Below are 18,127 nucleotides of genomic sequence, written 5' to 3'. Positions count from 1 at the left end.
CGGCTCAGGACGCGGCGGGCGTCCAGTGCGGGTCCCGGCCCAGGAACGCCAGCAGGGCCGCGGCCCGCCCCTCGTCCGCCGCGGGCTCGCGCGCCGGGGCGAAGACGCCGTACGCGTCGCGGAGCCGGTCGACGAGCGCGGTCGCGACCGGCCAGATCCCCTCGGCGACATCCTCGGCCAGCGGCGCGTCCTGGCCCGTCGCCACGGCGACGTCCCAGGCGTGCACCGCCGCGTCCATCGCGGCCGCCGCCGCGGCGAGCGGGAAGGGCAGCGGCCCCAGCGGGGTCGGCACCTGCGCGCCGTCACCCGCCAGCCCGTCGTAGACGTCCCGCACGCCCGCCAGTACCGCGTCCAGCTCGGCCGAGGCGTCACCGTGCAGCGCGTCGGCGGGCTGGAAGGGGTCCGACTCCGGCAACCCGTGGCCGGTGACGACAGCGCCGTAAGCCTGCTGATCGAGACGCGCGTGATTCACTACCTGACGTACGGTCCACTCGCTGCAGGGCGTCCGCGCCCCCCAGGCCTGCTCCGGTACGGCCGCCACCACCTCGCTCAGGTAGGTGTGCGCCCGCGACAACAGCTCGACGCCCTCTGTGCCGACCATTCCGGTCCCCTTCCCTCGCTCGACACCTCACTTCGCCCTTCGAGAACAACTTAGGCACACTTGCGGACAGTTACGGTCCTCAATGAGTACGGAACAAAACGTTCGTTGCACCTGTGAAAGGGGAACAGCGCAAGGATGCGAGTGGCACGTGGGGAGTGGACGACATCCGTCACACGGATCGTGAGGCGACGGCGGGAGCCCGCGGTCGTGCAGGCCCTGAGATCGACTCTGGCGGCGACGATCGCGTACGTGGTGGCCGTTCGGCTCAGCCCCGAGGCCGCTCCGCTCACCGCTCCGCTGACCGCCCTGCTGGTCGTCCAGGTGACCCTGTACGGCACGATCACCACCAGCCTGCGGCGGGTGAACTCGGTCGTCGCCGGCGTCATCGTCGCCATCGGCTTCAGCGTGCTGGTGGGTCTGACCTGGTGGAGTCTGGCGCTGCTCATCATCGCCTCGCTCGCCGTCGGGCACCTGGTACGGGTCAGCGAGTTCGTGCCCGAGGTGGCGATCAGCGCCATGCTGGTCCTCGGCGTCACCAAGGTGGGCGACTACGCCTGGGCCCGTGTCCTGGAGACGGTGATCGGCGCGGTGGTGGGCCTCGCGTGCAACCTGCTGTTCGCCCCGCCGGTCTGGACGGACGCGGCCGGTGAGTCCATCGGGGACCTGGCGCGCCGGATGCGGCAGCTGATGCTGCGCCTCGGCGAGGAGGCCGCGGGACGCACCGCGTTTGCACAAGCGGCCGCGCGACTGCACGAGGCGCGCCGGCTCGACCACGACATCGCCGAGGTGGACGGGGCGCTGCGCCAGGCCGAGGACAGCCTCAAGCTCAACCCGCGCGTCCGCGAGGGGCTGCTGCACCGGGTCGTGCTCCGCACCGGCCTCGACACGCTGGAGATCTGCACGGTCGTCCTGCGGGTGCTCGCGCGCAGCTTCACCGACCTGGCCAAGGAACACGAGCCCGAGCCGCTGTTCGATCCGCAGGTGGGGGCGGCACTTGAGGAGCTCCTGTCCGAAGTGGGCGATGCCGTGGTGAGCTTCTCGGTCCTGGTGACCACCCACGTCAGCCAGAGCGCCGAGTCCGCCGAGACGCGGCTCGGCGCGGAACTCGCCAGGGCCGCCGCCACCCGCGACAAGCTGGCCCAGCTGTTGCTGGAGGGCGTCCAGCGCGACGCGCGGCTGTGGCAGTTGCACGGTGCCGTGCTGACCGAGGTCAACCGCATCCTCGACGAACTCGACATGGAGCACCGCTCCCGCCGGCTCCTGGAGGAGCTGGACCGCTGCACACGGGAGCAGCGCGAGCGCTGGCCGCGCCTGGCCCGCCTCCAGCAGCGCGTGCGCCGGCTGCGCCGCAAGCACGGACACCTCGCCCTCCCGTGGCGGAACCGCCGCTCCCCCGCGAAGCGTTCTAGCTGACGAGGTGCCACGCCGGAGCGTGGCACCAGCGCGACGAGGGGAGCGTCCGGATGCCCGAAGGCACCGCGCGGATCGACGGTAATACCCTGCTGCTGCCCGGAGGGGTGCGCGTCCGGTTCATGAGGACGCTGCGGCTGCCCGAGACGGGCACGCACGCACTGCCGCCCGGCCTCGGCGAGTTCCCGGTACGGCGGGTCGAGGACTACGCGGACTCGGTGCCCGAGGCCTGGCGGACTCGCGGCGGGGTGATGCTGCCGGTCTATCTGCGCGAGGCCATGTGGCTGAGTTTCGGGGGTTCGCAGGAGCCGGCCGCCCTCCAGGTCGGAGTGGGCAAGGTGTGCGCGATCTCGGGCCGCCCGTGGAGTGCCCGGCTGCACCGGGACCCGCAGAACTACGTCGTGCTCCCGCGGCAGCCGTGGCTGGACGGGATCAATTCCGGTAAGGGGACGGTCCGCCAGTTCGTGGCGGTGCCCCTCGGCCTCGGTGCCACCGTCGAGGGCCAGGTGACCGGCGAGGAGGTGTGGGGCGGCGTGCAGCTCCAGTCCTTCCCGCTGAACGCGCTGCGGCTGGCCGAGTGGCGCGAGGAGCAGCGTGTGCGGGCCGAGCAGGCGCGGACGGCCGCGCCGCCGCTCCAGGCGTACGGGGCGATGCCGGCGGCCCCGATGGCCGCGGCCCCGCCGCCCGCTCCCGGCGGCGCTCCGGCGGGCGGTCCCCCGCGGCGGGCCGCCGCCATGGGGCTGGGGGTCGGCGGTTCGATGCGCCAGGAGGTCTACCGGGACGACCGGCCGGCGGGCAGTTGGGCGGAGGAACCGTCCGGTCGCGTGTTCGTGCACCTGGTGACGCCCCCGGAGTGGCGGCGCATCACCGGCGAGGCACCGCCCCCGTCGCCGGTCGACCGGGCGGCGTACACCCGCGCGGGCCTGCCGTGGTTCGACTACTACGACCAGGACGCCACGGACACCGCTCCCCCGGACACCCTGGGCGGGGTGAAGCCGGTCGGCGAGTGGCTGGGCGACGACCACGAGCCGTGGCAGCAGCCCTCGCCCCACCAGGTGAAACCCCTCGGGGACGCGCCGGGCGAGCCGGTGGGGGACGGCGACTGGTGAGCGGCGGACGGCCGTTGCGGTCACCGCAACGGCCGTTGTCTTTCTTGCACGGGGCGGGTGGGTCGCGTCAAGGTGGCTGTCACAGCCGAGGCGACCGACACCCGAGGTGCAGGCATGAGCAGTGATGGAGAGCCGGAGCGCGGTCCGGGCGGCGGAAGGTGGAGCAGGCGCCGGTTCGTCGGGACGTTCACGGCGGCCGCCGCCGTGACGGCGATCCCGGCCCCGGTCGCGCCCACCGGCTCCGCGTCGGGCGAGGCCGCCCCCGCGGCACCTTCGGGACCGCCGCGGCCGGCTCCGGACTCCGCCGCGCCGCCCGCCCGTTCCGCCGGCCCCCGGCCGCTGTTCATCGGCACGTACACCTCGGTGGAGGGCGGCGGCAGGGGCATCGGCCTGGCCACGTACGACGCGTCGACCGGCCGGATCTCGGGGACCGGGACGATCACGGGCGTCGGCGATCCGTCCTATCTGGCGGTACACCCGGACGGACGCACGCTGTACGCCGTGGACGAGCGGCCGGACGGCGGGGTGACGGCCGTACGGCTCGCGGGGAACAGGGTCCTCGGCACCCGTGGCACCGGCGGCTCCGGTCCCTGCCACCTGTCCGTGCACCCGGGCGGACGCTGGCTGCTCAGCGCCAACTACGGCTCGGGGAGCGTCGCCGTGCATCCGATCGGCGACTCGGGCGCCCTCGGCGAGCGCACGGACCTCGTGACGCACTCCCGGCCCGCCCCCGGCCCCGGCCAGGAGGGCCCGCACGCCCACCAGGTCCTCACGAGTCCCGACGGCGGCCATGTGCTCGCCGTCGACCTGGGCACCGACACCGTGTACACGTACCGCCTGGACGAGTCCGCGGGCACACTGACGGAGGTCTCGCGGGCGCGGACCCGGCCGGGCGCGGGCCCGCGCCATCTGACCTTCCACCCGGGCGGCCGCTTCGCCTATCTGGCGAACGAGGTCGACAACACCGTCACGGTCTGCGCGTACGAGCCGGCCACCGGACGCCTGACGCCGGGCGACCCCCAGCCGACCGGGACCGGAGCGGGCACGAGCTATCCCGCGCAGATCCTGGTCACCTCGGACGGGTCGTACGCCTACCTCGCCAACCGCGGACACGACAGCCTGACCCGGTACGCGGTCGAGAAGGACGGCGCCCGGCTGCGCCTCCTCGGCACGGTGCCGGTGGGCGGCGACTTCCCGCGCCAGATCGCCTTCTCCCCGGACCAGCGCCTGCTGTTCGCGGCGAACCAGAAGTCGGGCACGGTCAGCGTCTTCCGGGTCGACCGCGCCAGTGGTGAACTGCGGCGGGCGGGCGAGCCGTTCGCCTCACCGGTCGCCGTCTGTGCGCTGCCGCTGTAGCGCCCGGGGGCAGGCTGCGGCACTCGCCTGGGCGAGCAGGACGTGCATGCGCTCCGTGAGCCGCCCGAGGTCGTCGGCCGGGGCGTGGAAGGGCAGGCGCACGTCGCCGTTGCCGCGCGCCCGCTCGATGCGCAGGGTCAGCCCGTGCCGGTCGACGGCGAGCGGCCGCACGCGGACGGCGCCGTGCAGGCTGTCGGGCTCCACGAGCCGGGTCAGCCGCTCGACCGCGTCCGGGTGGGCGTCGGCGAGGTGGGTGAGCAGCTTGGCCTCCGCCGTCGCGAGGGGGTCGGGCCGGGCGGCGGCCAGGTCGTCGAGGTCCACCACGACCGACCCGGAGGCCTCCCGCAGGACGGCGCGCGAGGGCTGGAACGCCAGATGCCCCTCGTCCAGGGCGAACCAGCCGGCCAGCCAGAGCCTCGCGCGGATGCGGTCGCGCACCGGGACGGGCGCGACGTCGGCGAACTCCAGCACCGCGGACGGCTCGCCGCGCGGCGCGCAGATCGCGGCCGCGACCAGCGTGCTGTCGTCGGGCACGTGCAGGAGCACCCGGCCGTCCTCGGCGACGGTGTGCGCGCCGACGAACTCCTCGCGGCCGCCCTCGGCGGTCACGGCGCAGGACCATGCGGTGGCAAGCACCGAGCGGGCGCGTTCGGCCGCGGACGGCGCTGCCGCCCAGGTGTGACGGACACCCATCCCAAACCTCCTTAGGTAAGCCTTGCCTAACCTATCGGAGTTCGGGGTGCACGCCAACCACGTCCGGCGGGTCGCGCGCCGGGATCAGGGAGTGATCGCGCCCAGCAGGGCCCGCGCGCACAGATCGCGCACCTGCTCGCGGGAGAGCCCGGGGTCCCGGAGCCACTCCAGGCACACGGCCGTGGTGAACGCCAGCCACCCCCGCACGGCGATCCGCAGCTCCGGGCCCTCGGCGGCGGCGTCCCGCTCCGGGTCCGCCGCGAGCGCCTGGAGGATCTGCCGCTCCTGCGCGGCCAGCGCGCGCTGGTAGACCTTCCGCACGGACTGGTCGCCCGCGGCGTCGGCACGGTGGAAGGCGCGGAACCCGTGCGCGTGCTCCTCGACGTAGCCGAGGAAGGTGTCGAGGCCGGCGGAGAGCTGCTCGCGCACCGGGACGCCGGGCACCGCCGCGGTCATCCGCAGCATGCGCCCGCTCTCGCGCTCGACGACGGCCGCGAAGAAGTCCCGCTTCGTCGGGAAGTAGTGGTAGAGCAGCCCGCGCGAGACACCGGCGATCTCGGCGACCCGCTCGATCCACACCTCGTCGTACGGGCTCTCCGAGAACAGCCGCGCACCGACCGACAGCAGCTGCTCCCGGCGCTCCTCGGTACTGAGACGGCGGCGCGTGCGCTCCGTCCGCTCCCCCTGGTTCCCGGCCATGCCCGCACCTTACTTGACGCCGGTTCAACAACGGGACCAGACTGGCGGCCGCTGTTGAACTCACGTACAACAGGGCGCCGCCGGGCCCAACCCGGCGTGGACGCAAGGGAGATGGCGCGATGGCGCAGACGACAGGGGCCGCGCTGCCCAAGGGGTTCCGCAGCGCCGAGCTGGGCTGGCCCGAGCTCCACCGGATTCCGCACCCCCCGCTGCGGGTCCCGCTGATCGGGGACGTGGTGGGTGCGAACGTGCGGACGCCCGTCCAGGACTCGCTGCGCTTCGGACGCCGGCTCGGGCCCGTCTTCCGCCGCAAGGCGTTCGGCAACGAGATCGTCTTCGTCGGGGGCGCCCGGCTCGCCGCCGAGCTGGCCGACGAGTCGCGGTTCGCCAAGCACGTGGGCCTCGGCGTCGCCAATCTCCGCCCGGTGGCCGGCGACGGACTGTTCACGGCGTACAACCACGAACCGAACTGGCAGCTCGCGCACGACGTGCTGGCCCCGGGCTTCAGCCGGGAGGCCATGGAGGGCTACCACCCGATGATGCTCGCCGTGGCCGAGCGCCTGACCGACCGGTGGGACCGGCAGGCGGCGGCCGGGCACGGCGTGGACGTCCCGGGCGACATGACCAAGCTGACCCTGGAGACGATCTCCCGCACCGGCTTCGGGCACGACTTCGGCTCCTTCGAGCGCTCCCGGCCGCACCCCTTCGTGGACGCGATGGTGGGCGCCCTGACCCACGCGCAGCGGCGCAACGTCGTCCCCGCGCCCCTGGCCCCGCTGGTCCTGCGCCGCGCGAGCCGCCGCAACGAGGCCGACATGGCCTACCTGAACCGGACGGTGGACGCCGTCGTGGCGGCCCGCCGCACCGCGAGCGGCGACGGCGACCTGCTGGACCGCATGCTGGAGACGGCCCACCCGGCGACCGGCGAGCGGCTGTCGCCGGAGAACGTCCGCCGCCAGGTGATCACCTTCCTGATCGCGGGCCACGAGACGACCTCGGGCGCCCTCTCCTTCGCGCTGCACTACCTCGCCGAACACCCCGACGTCGCCGCCCGCGCCCGCGCGGAGGTGGACCGCGTCTGGGGCGACACCGAGCGGCCCGCCTACGACCAGGTGGCACGGCTCCGCTACGTCCGCCGGGTGCTCGACGAGGCACTGCGGCTGTGGCCGACGGCGCCCGCCTTCGCGCGTGAGGCCCGGCAGGACACGGTGCTGGGCGGCGTCCACCCGATGCGGCAGGGCGCGTGGGCCCTGGTGCTGACGGCGATGCTGCACCGCGACCCGGAGGTGTGGGGTGCGGACGCCGAACGGTTCGACCCCGACCGCTTCGACGCGAAGGCGGTACGCGCCCGCCCCGCGCACACCTTCAAGCCGTTCGGCACCGGCGCGCGGGCCTGTATCGGGCGCCAGTTCGCCCTGCACGAGGCGACGTTGGTCCTCGGACTGCTGCTGCGCCGCTACGAGCTGCTTCCCGAGCCGGGCTACCGGCTGCGGGTGGCCGAGCGGCTCACGCTGATGCCCGACGGTCTGCGGCTGCGCCTCGCGCGCCGCTCCCCCGCCGCGGCCGGGCCCTCAGCCCTGCGCTGCCCAGTGTCCGGGACGGGTGACTGACTCCGGCAGCTTCGTGCCGGCGCTGCCCCGGGCCGCGTCGACCTGGGGCTGCGTCAGGAAGAACGCGCCCGTCAGGTCGGCGTCCGAGAGATCGGCGTCGCGCAGGTCGGCGCCGATCAGGTCCGCCGTACGCAGGTCGGCACCGGTGAGGTCGGCGGCGATGAGGTAGGCGCCGCGCAGACAGGCGCCCCTGAGGTCGGCGCCCCGCAGGCGGGCACCCATGAGGTCGGCGCCCCGCCGGTTCTTCTTCCGTCCCCCGCCGGCGCCCGCGCGCACGAGGTCACTCGTCCGCAGCAGGAGCACGTCGACCCGCTGCCGGTGTGCTCCCACGTCGAGGCCCCGCAGCTCGTCCGGGCCGAGCCGGGTGAGCCGCTCGGTCTCGCCGAGCATCCGGCGCAGGTCGGGGTGGACCGGGCGGGCGGCCGGCAGGGACAGCGCCTCGTCCAGGTAGCGGAGCAGTTCGTGCAGCTGCCGTACGACGGGGAACACCTCGAACATCAGGCGGGTCCGCTCGGGCGGTCCCGAGCGCCAGTCCCGCCCGCCGAAGGTGACCTGCGAGACGTGCTGGCCGGCGCCGAAACAGTCGTAGACCGTGCAGCCGGTGAAGCCCGACTCCCGCAGCCGGGTGTGGATGCCGCAGCCGAAGTCCGTCCGCAGGTTCGTACAGGGTTCGCCCGCGTCCTTGTCGGCCGCGAAGTCCGCCGAGCGGGAGAAGGGCAGGGCGACGCAGCACAGCCCGAAGCACCGGCCGCAGTCGGCCCGCAGTCCGGAGCGCCGTTCCTCGGTCGTCTCGTCGTTCTCCCGCATGCCCGTAAGCCTACTGACCTGCGCTCCCGCGCTTGCGGTCGGGCGTCGCCATCCGTGGCGCCGTTCGTCGTCCGCTCCCCCGCGCCGCCTCCCGGCATTCCGTCGGGGCACGGCGGAGGGACCGGCCGGCGCTGTGTCGAAGAGGCCGGCCCGGGGGGGCGTTCTCGCTATGCCGCCTGGTAGTGGTGCGCGTCCGCACCGCGCCATTTCACCCACGCGGGATCGTCGAGCAGATCCTCGGCGTCGGGCAGACCGGCGCGGCTGAGGAACTCGACGACGTCCTCGTCGGAGAACGCCAGGCCGAGGATCTCGCCGCGTGCCGTCACCCGGCGACCGCCGGTGCCGTTCGGCGGATGCACCACCACAGGGGCCCGTCCGGACATGTCTCCAGGATGGTCCCGGGCACCCGGCCGCGCATCCGGGCGGGCGACCGGGAGCACCCCGGAGACAGGACGGCTCCGGTCAGACCTCGTCGCGGCTCAGGGCCAGCAGCCGGTCCAGCACCCGGGGGCCGCCCGCCCGCACCCCGTCGTGCTCGAACTCGTCGGTCACCCACGTGCGCAGCCCCCGCACGGCACGCGCCGTACGCAGGGAGTGGCCGGTGTCGACGTACATGTCGTCGTGGTAGACGGCGGCGGCGACCGGCACCTCGTTCACCGCGAGCCGGGCCGGGTCGTACAGGGGCTTCCAGTCCCGGCGCGACGCCAGTTCCTCGGCGGTCTCGCGCAGCGGGCGCAGCGCCGGGTCGATGTCGAACATCCAGGGGTGCACGGACTCGCCGGTGAACAGCAGCGGGCCGTCCTCCGTGAGCGCCTTCGCCGCGTCGAACTGCGGGAACTCGGCGCGCACGCGCTCCGCGGACCAGGCGGTGGGGCGGTCGTCCTGGGCGTAGACCGCCTCGTGGACGAGGGCGTACAGGGGGTGTCCCGCGTACGAGAGCAGGCTCTGGACCTCCTCCTGGAACGCGTCCGAGAGGGCCGGACCCTGTGCGGTGCGGACGAAGGCGTGCTCCAGGAGGTAGTGCAGGCGGTGGCTGCCGTCTCCCCCGCCGAGCAGGATGCCGAGGGACTGGAAGGCCTCGACGGTGAGCCGGTAGCCGCCGGGCAGGACCGGCTCGTGCCGGATCAGGTGCTCGGCGATCCGCCGGGCCCGCTCGACGTCCTGCGGGTAGCGGGCGTAGTGCGCGGCGACCTTGCGCTCGATGCGCGGGTAGGCGGCCCGGTAGACGTCGTCCGCGTGGCCGTCGAGCGAGGGCAGTCCGCCGGTGATGAGCGCGGCGCTCAGTCCCTCGGGCGCGGTGGACAGGTAGTTCACGGTGCAGAAGCCGCCGAAGCTCTGGCCGAGCACGGTCCAGGGCTCGCCGCCGGTGAGGGCGGGCCGGATGGCCTCGCAGTCGCGGACGATGGAGTCCGCCCGGAAGTGCGTGAGGTAGTCGGCCTGCTCGCGGGGTCCGCCGCGCAGCGGCAGCGTCTGCCGGTTCGCGGGGGTGGAGTGGCCGGTGCCGCGCTGGTCGAGGAGCAGCACCCGGTACTCCTGGAGGGCCCGGCCGAGCCAGGCCTGCCTGCCGACGAAGCGATTGGCGCCGAAGCCCGGTCCACCCTGGAGGTAGACGAGCCAGGGGAGCCGCTGCTCCGCCCGCTCACTGGCGACGACCTCGCGGGCGAAGAGCTCGATGCTCTCTCCCGCCGGGTGGTCGTGGTCGAGCGGCACGGTGAAGTGCCGGTCGGTGAGGACGACACCGGGCTGACGGTAACTGGTGGTCAACAGGGCTCCCGAGACGTACGGATTCCAGGCCGCGTCCCAGTTGAGCACACGTTCGGCCGTCGGCCGAGACCGGGGATCGGGAAACCGCTACTGACCGGCCGCTCAGCGCGGCCGACGGCCGGGACTGAACGGCGGGTCAGCGCCCGGCGAGGCTGGAGCTGCGCACCACCAGTTCCGGCTGGAGGACGACCCGGCGGTGCTCGTGCGGGGTGGGCGCGGTCTCCGCCTCGGTCTCCTCCAGGAGGAGTTCCGCGGCGAGGGCGCCCATGGTCACGGCCGGCTGGCGTACGGAGGTGAGCGGGACGGCGGCGGCCGCCGCGAACTCGATGTCGTCGTAGCCGACGATCGCGAGGTCGTCGGGGACACCGACGCCGGCCGCGAACATGGCCTGAAGGACACCGAGCGCGAGCAGGTCGTTGGCGCAGAACACGGCGGTCGGGCGCTCGGCGAGCCCGAGGAGGCGCGCGCCGGCGTCCCGCCCCGCGGCCACGTCGAGCCGTTCGGTGGGCAGTTCGCGCAGCAGGCCGGGGGCGAGTCCCGCCTCCGCGAGCGCGTTCAGGGCGCCCTCCCGGCGGTCCCTGACCTGGTTGAGGCCGGGCGGTCCGCTCACATAGGCGATGGAGCGGTGGCCGGCGTCGACGAGATGCCGGACGGCCAGGGCGCCGCCCGCCACGTCGTCGACCGACACCGAGCACTCCGTGGTGCCCTCGGCCACCCGGTCGACGAGCACGAACGGGATGCCGTGCCTGCGGAACGCCGCGATGTTGCGGCCCGTCGCGTCGGCGGGCGTCAGCAGGACGCCGCGCACCCGCTGCTCGGCGAAGAGCGACAGGTAGTCCGCCTCCTCGCCGGCGCTCTGCGCGCTGTTGCAGACCATGACGCCGAGCCCGGCCTCGCGGGCGGCGCGCTCCGCGCCGCGCGCCACGTCCACGAAGAACGGGTTGCCCATGTCGAGGACGAGCAGGCCCATGATCCGGCTGCGCCCGGCCCGGAGCTGGCGCGCGGACTCGCTGCGGACGTAGCCGAGCCGCTCTATGGCGGACTGGACGCGGGCCCGGGTCTCGGAGGCGACCGTGTCCGGGCGGTTGATGACGTTGGAGACCGTGCCCACCGAGACCCCGGCGACTCGGGCGACGTCCTTGATACCCACCGACTGGGCCATCAGGCAGGGACCTCCAGAGGGACGAGAAGCGGCGGGCAGGGGCTCACATTACCCGCGGGCGGGGCGGGATCCGTGGTCGTGCGGGGAGCCGGAAGCCGGGGACCCGCGGCGCGCGGGGGGTGGTGCCGGCGGACCGCTCCGGGTGCGCGGTCGATCGGGTCCCGTCCCCCGGGACGCGCGTCCCGGCCACCAGGACCTCGTCCGGCGTGTCCGGTCCGCCGCCCGTGCGGCGCCGCGCCCACCGGGGCGGTCGCCGTCGGGGTGCGTCTTCTCATGTCCGGGACTCCTGGGTCGGCACGGGTGGGGCGGGTCGAGGTGCGGACGGGCGCGCGGCCGCCCGTCGTGAGCGGCCGCGCGAGGTCAGGCGAGGTGGAACACCTCGCTCAGGGGCCTCATTGCTTCGTCGGGTCGGGCGCCGTCCAGCGATTCGAAGAGCGGCGCCATCTCCGCCTGCCAGCGGGCGTTGACGTCGGTGGCCTCCATGCCGGCCTGTGCAGCGGCGAAGTCCTCGGTCTCCAGGTAGCCGACCAGCAGGCCGTCCTCCCGCAGGAAGAGCGAGTAGTTGTGCCAGCCGGTGGCCGAGAGCGCCTCGCGCATCTCGGGCCAGACGGCGGCGTGCCGCTCGCGGTACTCGTCGAGGCGGTCCGCACGGACCTTCAGCAGAAAGCACACCCGTTGCATCGAGAACCCTCCGCCGACTAGAAGTTGAACTGGTCGATGTTCTTCTTGTCGAAGACGGTGGGCTTACCGAGGCTGATCACGCCGTCCTTGCCGATGGTGTACGAGCCCATGTCGCCGGCCTTGAAGGTCTCGCCCTCCTTGCCGGTGATCTGCCCCGAGGACAGCGCGACCGCGGTGCGCGCGGCCAGTTCGCCGAGCTTCGCCGGGTCCCACAGCTCGAAGGCCTCGACGGTGCCGTTCTTGACGTACTTGCGCATGTCGTTGGGGGTGCCGAGGCCGGTCAGCTTGACCTTGCCCTTGTACTTCGAGCCGGACAGGTACTGGGCGGCGGCCTTGATGCCGACGGTGGTCGGGGAGATGATCCCGGCCAGCTTCGGGTGCTCCTGGAGCAGGCCCTGGGTCTGCTGGAAGGACTGCTGCGCGTCGTCGTTGCCGTAGGCGACCTTGACCAGCTTGATGTCCTTGTACTTCGGGTCCTTCAGCTCGTCCTTCATGAAGTCGATCCAGAGGTTCTGGTTCGTCGCGGTCTGCGCGGCCGACAGGATCGCGATCTCGCCCTTGTAGCCGATCTGTTCGGCGAGCAGCTGCACCTCGGTGCGGCCGAGGTCCTCGGCGCTGGCCTGCGAGACGAAGGCGTTGCGGCAGTCGGCCTTGGTGTCCGAGTCGTAGGTGACGACCTTGATCTTGTTCTTCATGGCCTGCTTGAGCGCCGTGCACAGGGCGCCGGGGTCCTGTGCGGAGACGGCCATCGCGTCGACCTGCTGCTGGGTGAGCGTGTTGACGTACGACACCTGGCCGGAGGTGTCGGTGGCGCTGCTCGGGCCGACCTCCTTGTAGCTGGAGCCCAGCTCCTGGAGCGCCTTCTCGCCGCCCTTGTCGGCTGAGGTGAAGTAGGGGTTGTTGACCTGCTTGGGCAGGAAGCCGACCGTCAGGCCCTTCTTGGTGGCGGCGTTCGGGTCCGCCTTGCCGGCCGGGGCGGCGGCGCCGCCGTCGTCCTTGACGTCGTCCTTGGTGGTGCCGCCGCAGGCGGTGGCCGCGAGGGCCAGGGAGGTGACGGCGGCGAGGGCCGCGCAGGTACGGCGGATCGATGACTTGCGCATGGCGGAGATCCTTTGCGGAAGGTACGCGGGGTACGGGGTTACGAGGCCGGGGTCGAGGTGGCGGCGGCTCTGCGCCCCGCCCTCGCGACGGAGATCTGCCGTGCGACCCGCGGGCCGAGCACGGACAGGACGAGCAGGACACCGGTGACGACGATCTGCGACTGGGCGGAGACGTCCTGGAGACTCATCACGTTCTGCAGCGCGCCGAGCAGGAAGACTCCCGCGATCGCGCCGCCGAGCGTGCCCTTGCCGCCGTCGAAGTCGATGCCGCCGAGCAGGACGGCGGCGACGACGGAGAGTTCGAGCCCGGTGGCGTTGTCGTAGCGGGCGCTGGCGTAGTGCAGGGCCCAGAAGACGCCGGTGAGCGAGGCCATGAGGCCGGTCGCGACGAACAGCAGCAGCTTGTGCCGGCGGACGCGGATGCCGGCGAAGCGCGCGGCCTCCTCGTTGGCGCCGACCGCGAACAGCGAGCGCCCGAACGGGGTGGCGTGCAGCACGACCACCGCGATCGCGAGCAGCACCAGGAAGGGCAGGAGGGCGTACGGGATGAAGGTGTCCCCGATGCGTCCGGCGGCGAAGTCCAGGTACTGGGTGGGGAAGTCGGTCACCGCGTCGGAGCCGAGCACGATCTGTGCGATGCCCCGGTAGGCGGCGAGGGTGCCGATGGTGACGGCGAGGGAGGGCAGTCCGAGCCGGGTCACGAGCAGTCCGTTGACCAGGCCGCAGACCACGCCGAGCAGCAGGCAGAGCGGGATGATCGCCTCGATCGTCATGCCCTGGTTCCACAGGGCGCCCATCACGGCGCCGGACAGGCCGGCGGTGGAGGCGACGGAGAGGTCGATCTCGCCGGCCACCACGAGCAGGGTCATCGGCAGCGCGACCAGTGCGATGGGCAGGGTGTTGCCGATGAGGAACGACAGGTTGAGGGCATTGCCGAAGCCGTCGACGAACCCGAACGAGAACAGCAGGACGACGAGGAGGAGGGCACCGACGGCCGAGTCCCACCTTTTCAGGGCGGACCAGCGGGGCGCGCGCGCGAGGGACGGGTCAGCCATGGCGGGCGTTCCTCTTCTTCAGTGCGGTGGCCACGCGCAGCGCGACGACCCGGTCGACGGCGATGGCGAGGATGAGCAGGACGCCGTTGATGGCGAGCACCCAGACCGAGCTGACGCCGAGGGCGGGCAGCACGCTGTTGATGGAGGTGAGCAGCAGGGCGCCGAGCGCGGCTCCGTAGACGCTGCCGGAGCCGCCGGTGAAGACGACGCCGCCGACCACGACGGCGCTGACGACGGTGAGTTCGTAGCCGTTGCCGGTGCCGGAGTCCACGTTGCCGAACCGAGCCAGGTACAGGGCGCCGGCGAGTCCCGCGAGGGCGCCGCAGAAGGTGTACGCGGCGAGGATCCGCTTGCGGACGGGGATGCCGGCGAGGCGGGCCGCCTCCGGGTTGGAGCCGAGCGCGTACAGCTCGCGCCCGCCGCCGAAGTGCTTGAGGTAGTACGCGGTGGCGATCAGCACCGCCAGCGCGATCAGCGCGAGGTAGGGCACCGCCGAGATGCCGCCGGAGCCGAAGTCGATGAACCCGTCGGGCAGGCTCGCCGCGGTGATCTGCCGGGAGCCGACCCAGATGGAGTCGATGCCGCGGATGATGTAGAGCGTGCCGAGGGTGACGACGAGCGCGGGCACCTGGCCGAGGCTGACGAGCAGCCCGTTCACCAGTCCGCAGCCGATCCCGAGCAGCACCGCGAGGGCGATCGCGACGACGGGGTCGCCGCCGCCCTGGAGGTAGGTGCCGGCCGCGAAGGCGCTGATGCCGAGGGTGGAGCCGACGGACAGGTCGACGTTGCGGGTGATCACGACCAGCGACTGGCCGGTGGCGACGAGCACGAGGATCGTCGCGTTGAGGAGCAGGTCCTTGATGCCCTGTTCGGAAAGGAACTCGCTGTTGCCCGTCTGGGTGACGGCGATCATCACCAGGAACACGGCCAGGATGGCCAGTTCGCGCATCTTGAAGACGCGGTCGACCAGCCGGGTGCCGCTGGACCTGGGCACGTCGGCGGCGGGCGCGGGGTCGGTCGCGGTCACCGTCATGCGGCGGCCCTCCCGGTGGCTGCGGCCATCACGGTTTCCTCGGTGGCTTCGGAGCGCGGGATCTCGGCGGTGAGCCGGCCCTCGTGCATCACGAGCACGCGGTCGGCCATGCCGAGGATCTCGGGCAGGTCGGAGGAGATCATCAGGACGGCGACCCCGTCGGCGGCGAGCTGTGACAGCAGGCGGTGGACCTCGGCCTTCGTGCCGACGTCGATGCCGCGGGTGGGCTCGTCGACGATGAGCACCTTGGGGCCGGTGGCGAGCCACTTGGCGAGGACGACCTTCTGCTGGTTGCCGCCGGACAGGGTGCCGACTGCGTCCGCGATCCGCGCGTACTTGACCTGGAGCCTGACGGCCCAGTCCAGGGACCGGCTGCGCTCGGCGCTGCGGTCCATCAGTCCGGCCCTGCTGGTCGAACGCAGGCCGGTGAGGCCGATGTTGCGCTCGATCGACATGTCCATCACGAGGCCCTGCTCGCGCCGGTCCTCGGGGACCAGGGCGAGCCCGGCGGCCATCGCCGTGGACGGGGCGCCGTTCGTCAGTCCCCTGCCGTCGACCTCCACCTCGCCGGCGTCCCAGCGGTCGACGCCGAAGACGGCGCGGGCGACCTCGGTGCGTCCGGCGCCGACGAGTCCCGCGAGACCGACGATCTCGCCGCGCCGGACGTCGAAGGAGACGTCGGTGAAGACGCCCTCACGGGTCAGCCGCCGTACGCTCAGGGCGACTTCACCCGCCTCGACGTCCTGCTTGGGGTAGAGCTCGTCGAGGTCCCGGCCGACCATACGGCGTACGAGGTCGTCCTCGGTCATGCCGTCCAGCGGCTCACTGGAGATCCAGGCCCCGTCGCGCAGGGTCGTGACGCGCCGGCAGATCCGGAAGATCTCCTCCAGCCGGTGCGAGATGAAGAGGACCGCCGAGCCCTGCTCGCGCAGGGTGCGCACGACGCCGAACAGGCGGGCCACCTCGCTGCCGGTGAGGGCGGCGGTCGGCTCGTCCATGATGAGGACCCGGGCGTCGAAGGAGAGCGCCTTGGCGATCTCGACGATCTGCTGGTCGGCGATTGACAGGCCCCGGGCGGGGCGGTCGGGGTCGAGTTCGACACCGAGGCGCTTCATCAGGGCCAGCGTGGCGGCGCGGGTCGCCTTGTGGTCGATACGGCCGAGGGCGCGCCGCGGCTGACGGCCCATGAAGATGTTCTCGGCGATCGACAGGTCGGGGAAGAGCGTGGGTTCCTGGTAGATCACGGCGATGCCCGCGTCGCGGGCGTCGGCGGGACCGTGGAAGACGGTGGGTTCCCCGTCCAGCAGCACCTGACCGGCGTCCGGTCGGTGCACGCCGGCGAGCGTCTTGATGAGGGTCGACTTGCCCGCGCCGTTCTCGCCGGCGAGAGCGTGCACCTCGCCGGGGAAGAGTTCCAGGGACACGTCCCGCAGGGCGCGTACGGCGCCGAAGGACTTCGATATGTCCCTGAGCGCCAGCACGGGGGCCGGACCCGAGTCGGACCGGTGGGTCATGTGGGCTCCTCAACGACGCGGGCGGGGAGGCCTCACGACGTCGTGAAAGGTTTCAACTAGGTTGCCGGGACGTTAGGCAGGTCACCCAGGTCACGTCAATGGGTCCGGGCCGAAATTCTCGATACCCAGAGGTCACGACCAAGTCACGGAAAGCAGTCTCGGCCGGAGGGGTTGACAGCCCTTCGGGGTGCTCATAGCTTCGGCGTTCTGAATCGTTTCAGACAACGCCGTTCAGAACCGAAGTCGCACCCGAAGTCACAGGAGCCCTGAAGTGACCGAGCTCGCCGCCGTGAAGGCCGCCCTCAAGACCCAGGCAGTAGAGACGCCGTCATGGGCGTACGGGAACTCGGGAACCCGCTTCAAGGTGTTCGCGCAGCCAGGAGTGCCGCGCGACCCGCGCGAGAAGCTGGACGACGCCGCGAAGGTGCACGAGTTCACCGGTGCCGCCCCGACCGTCGCGTTGCACATCCCCTGGGACCGGGTCGACGACTACGCCGCCCTCGCGAAGCACGCCGAGGACCGCGGCGTGCGGCTGGGCGCGATCAACTCCAACACCTTCCAGGACGACGACTACAAGCTCGGCAGCATCTGCCATCCCGACGCCGCGGTGCGACGCAAGGCGGTCGACCATCTGCTGGAGTGCGTCGACATCATGGACGCGACGGGCTCCAAGGACCTGAAGCTGTGGTTCGCGGACGGCACGAACTATCCGGGGCAGGACGATCTCCGCGAGCGCCAGGACCGGCTCGCCGAGGGCCTGGCGAAGGTCTACGAGCGGCTCGGCGACGACCAGCGGATGCTGCTGGAGTACAAGTTCTTCGAGCCGGCCTTCTACAGCACCGACGTCCCGGACTGGGGCACCGCGTACGCGCACTGCCTCAAGCTCGGCCCCAAGGCGCAGGTCGTCGTCGACACCGGGCACCACGCGCCGGGCACCAACATCGAGTTCATCGTCGCCACGCTGCTGCGGGAGGGGAAGCTCGGCGGTTTCGACTTCAACTCGCGCTTCTACGCGGACGACGACCTGATGGTGGGCGCCGCCGATCCCTTCCAGCTCTTCCGGATCATGTACGAGGTGATCCGGGGCGGCGGTTTCGTGCCCGAGGTCGCCTTCATGCTCGACCAGTGCCACAACATCGAGGCCAAGATCCCGGCGATCATCCGCTCGGTGATGAACGTCCAGGAGGCCACGGCGAAGGCCCTGCTCGTCGACAGGTCCGCGCTCGGTGAGGCCCAGCGGTCGGGGGACGTGCTGGAGGCCAACGCGGTGATCATGGACGCGTACAACACCGACGTGCGGCCGCTGCTTGCCGAGGTCCGGGCGGAGCTCGGTCTGGATCCCGACCCGGTCGGCGCGTATCGGCGGTCCGGGTGGCAGGAGCGGGTTGCCGCGGAGCGGGTCGGGGGGCGGCAGGCGGGGTGGGGGGCGTAGTCCCTCGACTCGGGCCGGCCCCCGGGGGCCTTGCCTCCTCCGGGTGGGTGGTCGGCGTCCACCATGCCGGTGGTCGGCTCCATGCCGGTGGTCCGTCCGGG

Annotated in this window: 17 protein-coding genes; 5 read left to right on the top strand and 12 right to left on the bottom strand. The window is 72.6% G+C overall.

Annotated elements, in window-relative coordinates:
• Positions 1–4 precede the first annotated feature (4 nt).
• The gene (locus ACZ4VA_RS31685) at positions 5–601 is read right to left on the bottom strand and encodes a TIGR03086 family metal-binding protein (protein ID WP_356241527.1); all 597 of its coding nucleotides are present in this window, start codon (positions 599–601) and stop codon (positions 5–7) included.
• A 135-nt stretch (positions 602–736) separates the two neighbouring features.
• Here ACZ4VA_RS31685 and ACZ4VA_RS31680 point away from each other — a divergent pair, with 135 nt between their 5' ends.
• The 3 genes from ACZ4VA_RS31680 to ACZ4VA_RS31670 all read left to right on the top strand — a co-directional run bounded on the left by ACZ4VA_RS31680 (position 737) and on the right by ACZ4VA_RS31670 (position 4,476).
• Positions 737–2,014, top strand: coding sequence for an FUSC family protein (locus ACZ4VA_RS31680; RefSeq protein WP_355794312.1), 1,278 nt, complete (start codon positions 737–739; stop codon positions 2,012–2,014).
• Between the two features lie 50 nt (positions 2,015–2,064).
• On the top strand, positions 2,065–3,120 hold the full coding sequence (locus tag ACZ4VA_RS31675; protein WP_452920742.1) for a hypothetical protein: 1,056 nt from the start codon (positions 2,065–2,067) through the stop codon (positions 3,118–3,120).
• 114 nt (positions 3,121–3,234) lie between these two features.
• Complete coding sequence (locus tag ACZ4VA_RS31670) at positions 3,235–4,476, top strand: lactonase family protein (RefSeq protein ID WP_389391285.1); 1,242 nt, start codon at positions 3,235–3,237, stop codon at positions 4,474–4,476.
• Here ACZ4VA_RS31670 and ACZ4VA_RS31665 read toward each other — a convergent pair.
• Together ACZ4VA_RS31665 and ACZ4VA_RS31660 are read right to left on the bottom strand one after the other, a co-directional pair.
• Positions 4,444–5,169, bottom strand: a complete 726-nt coding sequence (locus ACZ4VA_RS31665; protein WP_355794056.1) for a DUF2470 domain-containing protein — start codon at positions 5,167–5,169, stop codon at positions 4,444–4,446. The two genes, ACZ4VA_RS31670 and ACZ4VA_RS31665, sit on opposite strands and share 33 nt — an antisense overlap.
• Before the next feature lie 84 nt (positions 5,170–5,253).
• On the bottom strand, positions 5,254–5,868 hold the full coding sequence (locus ACZ4VA_RS31660; protein ID WP_356165483.1) for a TetR/AcrR family transcriptional regulator: 615 nt from the start codon (positions 5,866–5,868) through the stop codon (positions 5,254–5,256).
• 119 nt (positions 5,869–5,987) lie between these two features.
• Here ACZ4VA_RS31660 and ACZ4VA_RS31655 point away from each other — a divergent pair, with 119 nt between their 5' ends.
• A complete protein-coding gene (locus ACZ4VA_RS31655; RefSeq protein WP_356165480.1) occupies positions 5,988–7,478 on the top strand; it encodes a cytochrome P450 in 1,491 nt (496 codons plus the stop codon).
• On the opposite strand, the gene ACZ4VA_RS31650 is transcribed toward ACZ4VA_RS31655, so the two are convergent.
• The 9 genes from ACZ4VA_RS31650 to ACZ4VA_RS31610 all read right to left on the bottom strand — a co-directional run bounded on the left by ACZ4VA_RS31650 (position 7,440) and on the right by ACZ4VA_RS31610 (position 16,594).
• Complete coding sequence (locus ACZ4VA_RS31650) at positions 7,440–8,285, bottom strand: pentapeptide repeat-containing protein (protein WP_356165477.1); 846 nt, start codon at positions 8,283–8,285, stop codon at positions 7,440–7,442. The genes ACZ4VA_RS31655 and ACZ4VA_RS31650 overlap by 39 nt on opposite strands.
• A gap of 167 nt (positions 8,286–8,452) precedes the next feature.
• Positions 8,453–8,668, bottom strand: coding sequence for a hypothetical protein (locus ACZ4VA_RS31645; RefSeq protein WP_355788269.1), 216 nt, complete (start codon positions 8,666–8,668; stop codon positions 8,453–8,455).
• A 79-nt stretch (positions 8,669–8,747) separates the two neighbouring features.
• On the bottom strand, positions 8,748–10,049 hold the full coding sequence (locus ACZ4VA_RS31640) for an alpha/beta fold hydrolase (protein WP_356165474.1): 1,302 nt from the start codon (positions 10,047–10,049) through the stop codon (positions 8,748–8,750).
• A gap of 136 nt (positions 10,050–10,185) precedes the next feature.
• The gene (locus ACZ4VA_RS31635) at positions 10,186–11,211 is read right to left on the bottom strand and encodes a LacI family DNA-binding transcriptional regulator (RefSeq protein WP_355788270.1); all 1,026 of its coding nucleotides are present in this window, start codon (positions 11,209–11,211) and stop codon (positions 10,186–10,188) included.
• A 360-nt stretch (positions 11,212–11,571) separates the two neighbouring features.
• Positions 11,572–11,892, bottom strand: a complete 321-nt coding sequence (locus ACZ4VA_RS31630) for an L-rhamnose mutarotase (protein WP_355788272.1) — start codon at positions 11,890–11,892, stop codon at positions 11,572–11,574.
• 17 nt (positions 11,893–11,909) lie between these two features.
• Positions 11,910–12,992, bottom strand: a complete 1,083-nt coding sequence (rhaS, locus tag ACZ4VA_RS31625) for a rhamnose ABC transporter substrate-binding protein (RefSeq protein WP_356241533.1) — start codon at positions 12,990–12,992, stop codon at positions 11,910–11,912.
• A 38-nt stretch (positions 12,993–13,030) separates the two neighbouring features.
• Positions 13,031–14,047, bottom strand: a complete 1,017-nt coding sequence (locus ACZ4VA_RS31620) for an ABC transporter permease (protein ID WP_356165465.1) — start codon at positions 14,045–14,047, stop codon at positions 13,031–13,033.
• Positions 14,040–15,080 carry an ABC transporter permease gene (locus ACZ4VA_RS31615; RefSeq protein ID WP_355788833.1) on the bottom strand — a complete coding sequence of 347 codons (1,041 nt, stop codon included), beginning with the start codon at positions 15,078–15,080 and terminating at the stop codon, positions 14,040–14,042. The genes ACZ4VA_RS31620 and ACZ4VA_RS31615 overlap by 8 nt, the downstream gene beginning before the upstream one ends.
• Entirely contained in the window at positions 15,077–16,594 is a 1,518-nt protein-coding gene (locus ACZ4VA_RS31610) for a sugar ABC transporter ATP-binding protein (protein ID WP_355788836.1), read from the bottom strand. The genes ACZ4VA_RS31615 and ACZ4VA_RS31610 overlap by 4 nt, the downstream gene beginning before the upstream one ends.
• Positions 16,595–16,865: 271 nt before the next feature.
• Here ACZ4VA_RS31610 and rhaI point away from each other — a divergent pair, with 271 nt between their 5' ends.
• A complete protein-coding gene (rhaI, locus tag ACZ4VA_RS31605; protein WP_356165461.1) occupies positions 16,866–18,026 on the top strand; it encodes an L-rhamnose isomerase in 1,161 nt (386 codons plus the stop codon).
• The last annotated feature ends 101 nt before the right edge of the window (positions 18,027–18,127 follow it).

This window comes from Streptomyces sp. NPDC028308 (assembly GCF_055565855.1).
The sequence above is the reverse complement of the archived record's forward strand: the minus strand, read 5'-3'. Positions and strand labels throughout refer to the sequence as shown.

Bases quoted from the DNA above. Each gene is read 5' to 3' on its own strand.
- ACZ4VA_RS31685 (WP_356241527.1), bottom strand. From the start codon at position 601: ATGGTCGGCACAGAGGGCGTCGAGCTGTTGTCGCGGGCGCACACCTAC.
- ACZ4VA_RS31680 (WP_355794312.1), top strand. From the start codon at position 737: ATGCGAGTGGCACGTGGGGAGTGGACGACATCCGTCACACGGATCGTG.
- ACZ4VA_RS31675 (WP_452920742.1), top strand. From the start codon at position 2,065: ATGCCCGAAGGCACCGCGCGGATCGACGGTAATACCCTGCTGCTGCCC.
- ACZ4VA_RS31670 (WP_389391285.1), top strand. From the start codon at position 3,235: ATGAGCAGTGATGGAGAGCCGGAGCGCGGTCCGGGCGGCGGAAGGTGG.
- ACZ4VA_RS31665 (WP_355794056.1), bottom strand. From the start codon at position 5,169: ATGGGTGTCCGTCACACCTGGGCGGCAGCGCCGTCCGCGGCCGAACGC.
- ACZ4VA_RS31660 (WP_356165483.1), bottom strand. From the start codon at position 5,868: ATGGCCGGGAACCAGGGGGAGCGGACGGAGCGCACGCGCCGCCGTCTC.
- ACZ4VA_RS31655 (WP_356165480.1), top strand. From the start codon at position 5,988: ATGGCGCAGACGACAGGGGCCGCGCTGCCCAAGGGGTTCCGCAGCGCC.
- ACZ4VA_RS31650 (WP_356165477.1), bottom strand. From the start codon at position 8,285: ATGCGGGAGAACGACGAGACGACCGAGGAACGGCGCTCCGGACTGCGG.
- ACZ4VA_RS31645 (WP_355788269.1), bottom strand. From the start codon at position 8,668: ATGTCCGGACGGGCCCCTGTGGTGGTGCATCCGCCGAACGGCACCGGC.
- ACZ4VA_RS31635 (WP_355788270.1), bottom strand. From the start codon at position 11,211: ATGGCCCAGTCGGTGGGTATCAAGGACGTCGCCCGAGTCGCCGGGGTC.
- ACZ4VA_RS31630 (WP_355788272.1), bottom strand. From the start codon at position 11,892: ATGCAACGGGTGTGCTTTCTGCTGAAGGTCCGTGCGGACCGCCTCGAC.
- rhaS (WP_356241533.1), bottom strand. From the start codon at position 12,992: ATGCGCAAGTCATCGATCCGCCGTACCTGCGCGGCCCTCGCCGCCGTC.
- ACZ4VA_RS31620 (WP_356165465.1), bottom strand. From the start codon at position 14,047: ATGGCTGACCCGTCCCTCGCGCGCGCGCCCCGCTGGTCCGCCCTGAAA.
- ACZ4VA_RS31615 (WP_355788833.1), bottom strand. From the start codon at position 15,080: ATGACGGTGACCGCGACCGACCCCGCGCCCGCCGCCGACGTGCCCAGG.
- ACZ4VA_RS31610 (WP_355788836.1), bottom strand. From the start codon at position 16,594: ATGACCCACCGGTCCGACTCGGGTCCGGCCCCCGTGCTGGCGCTCAGG.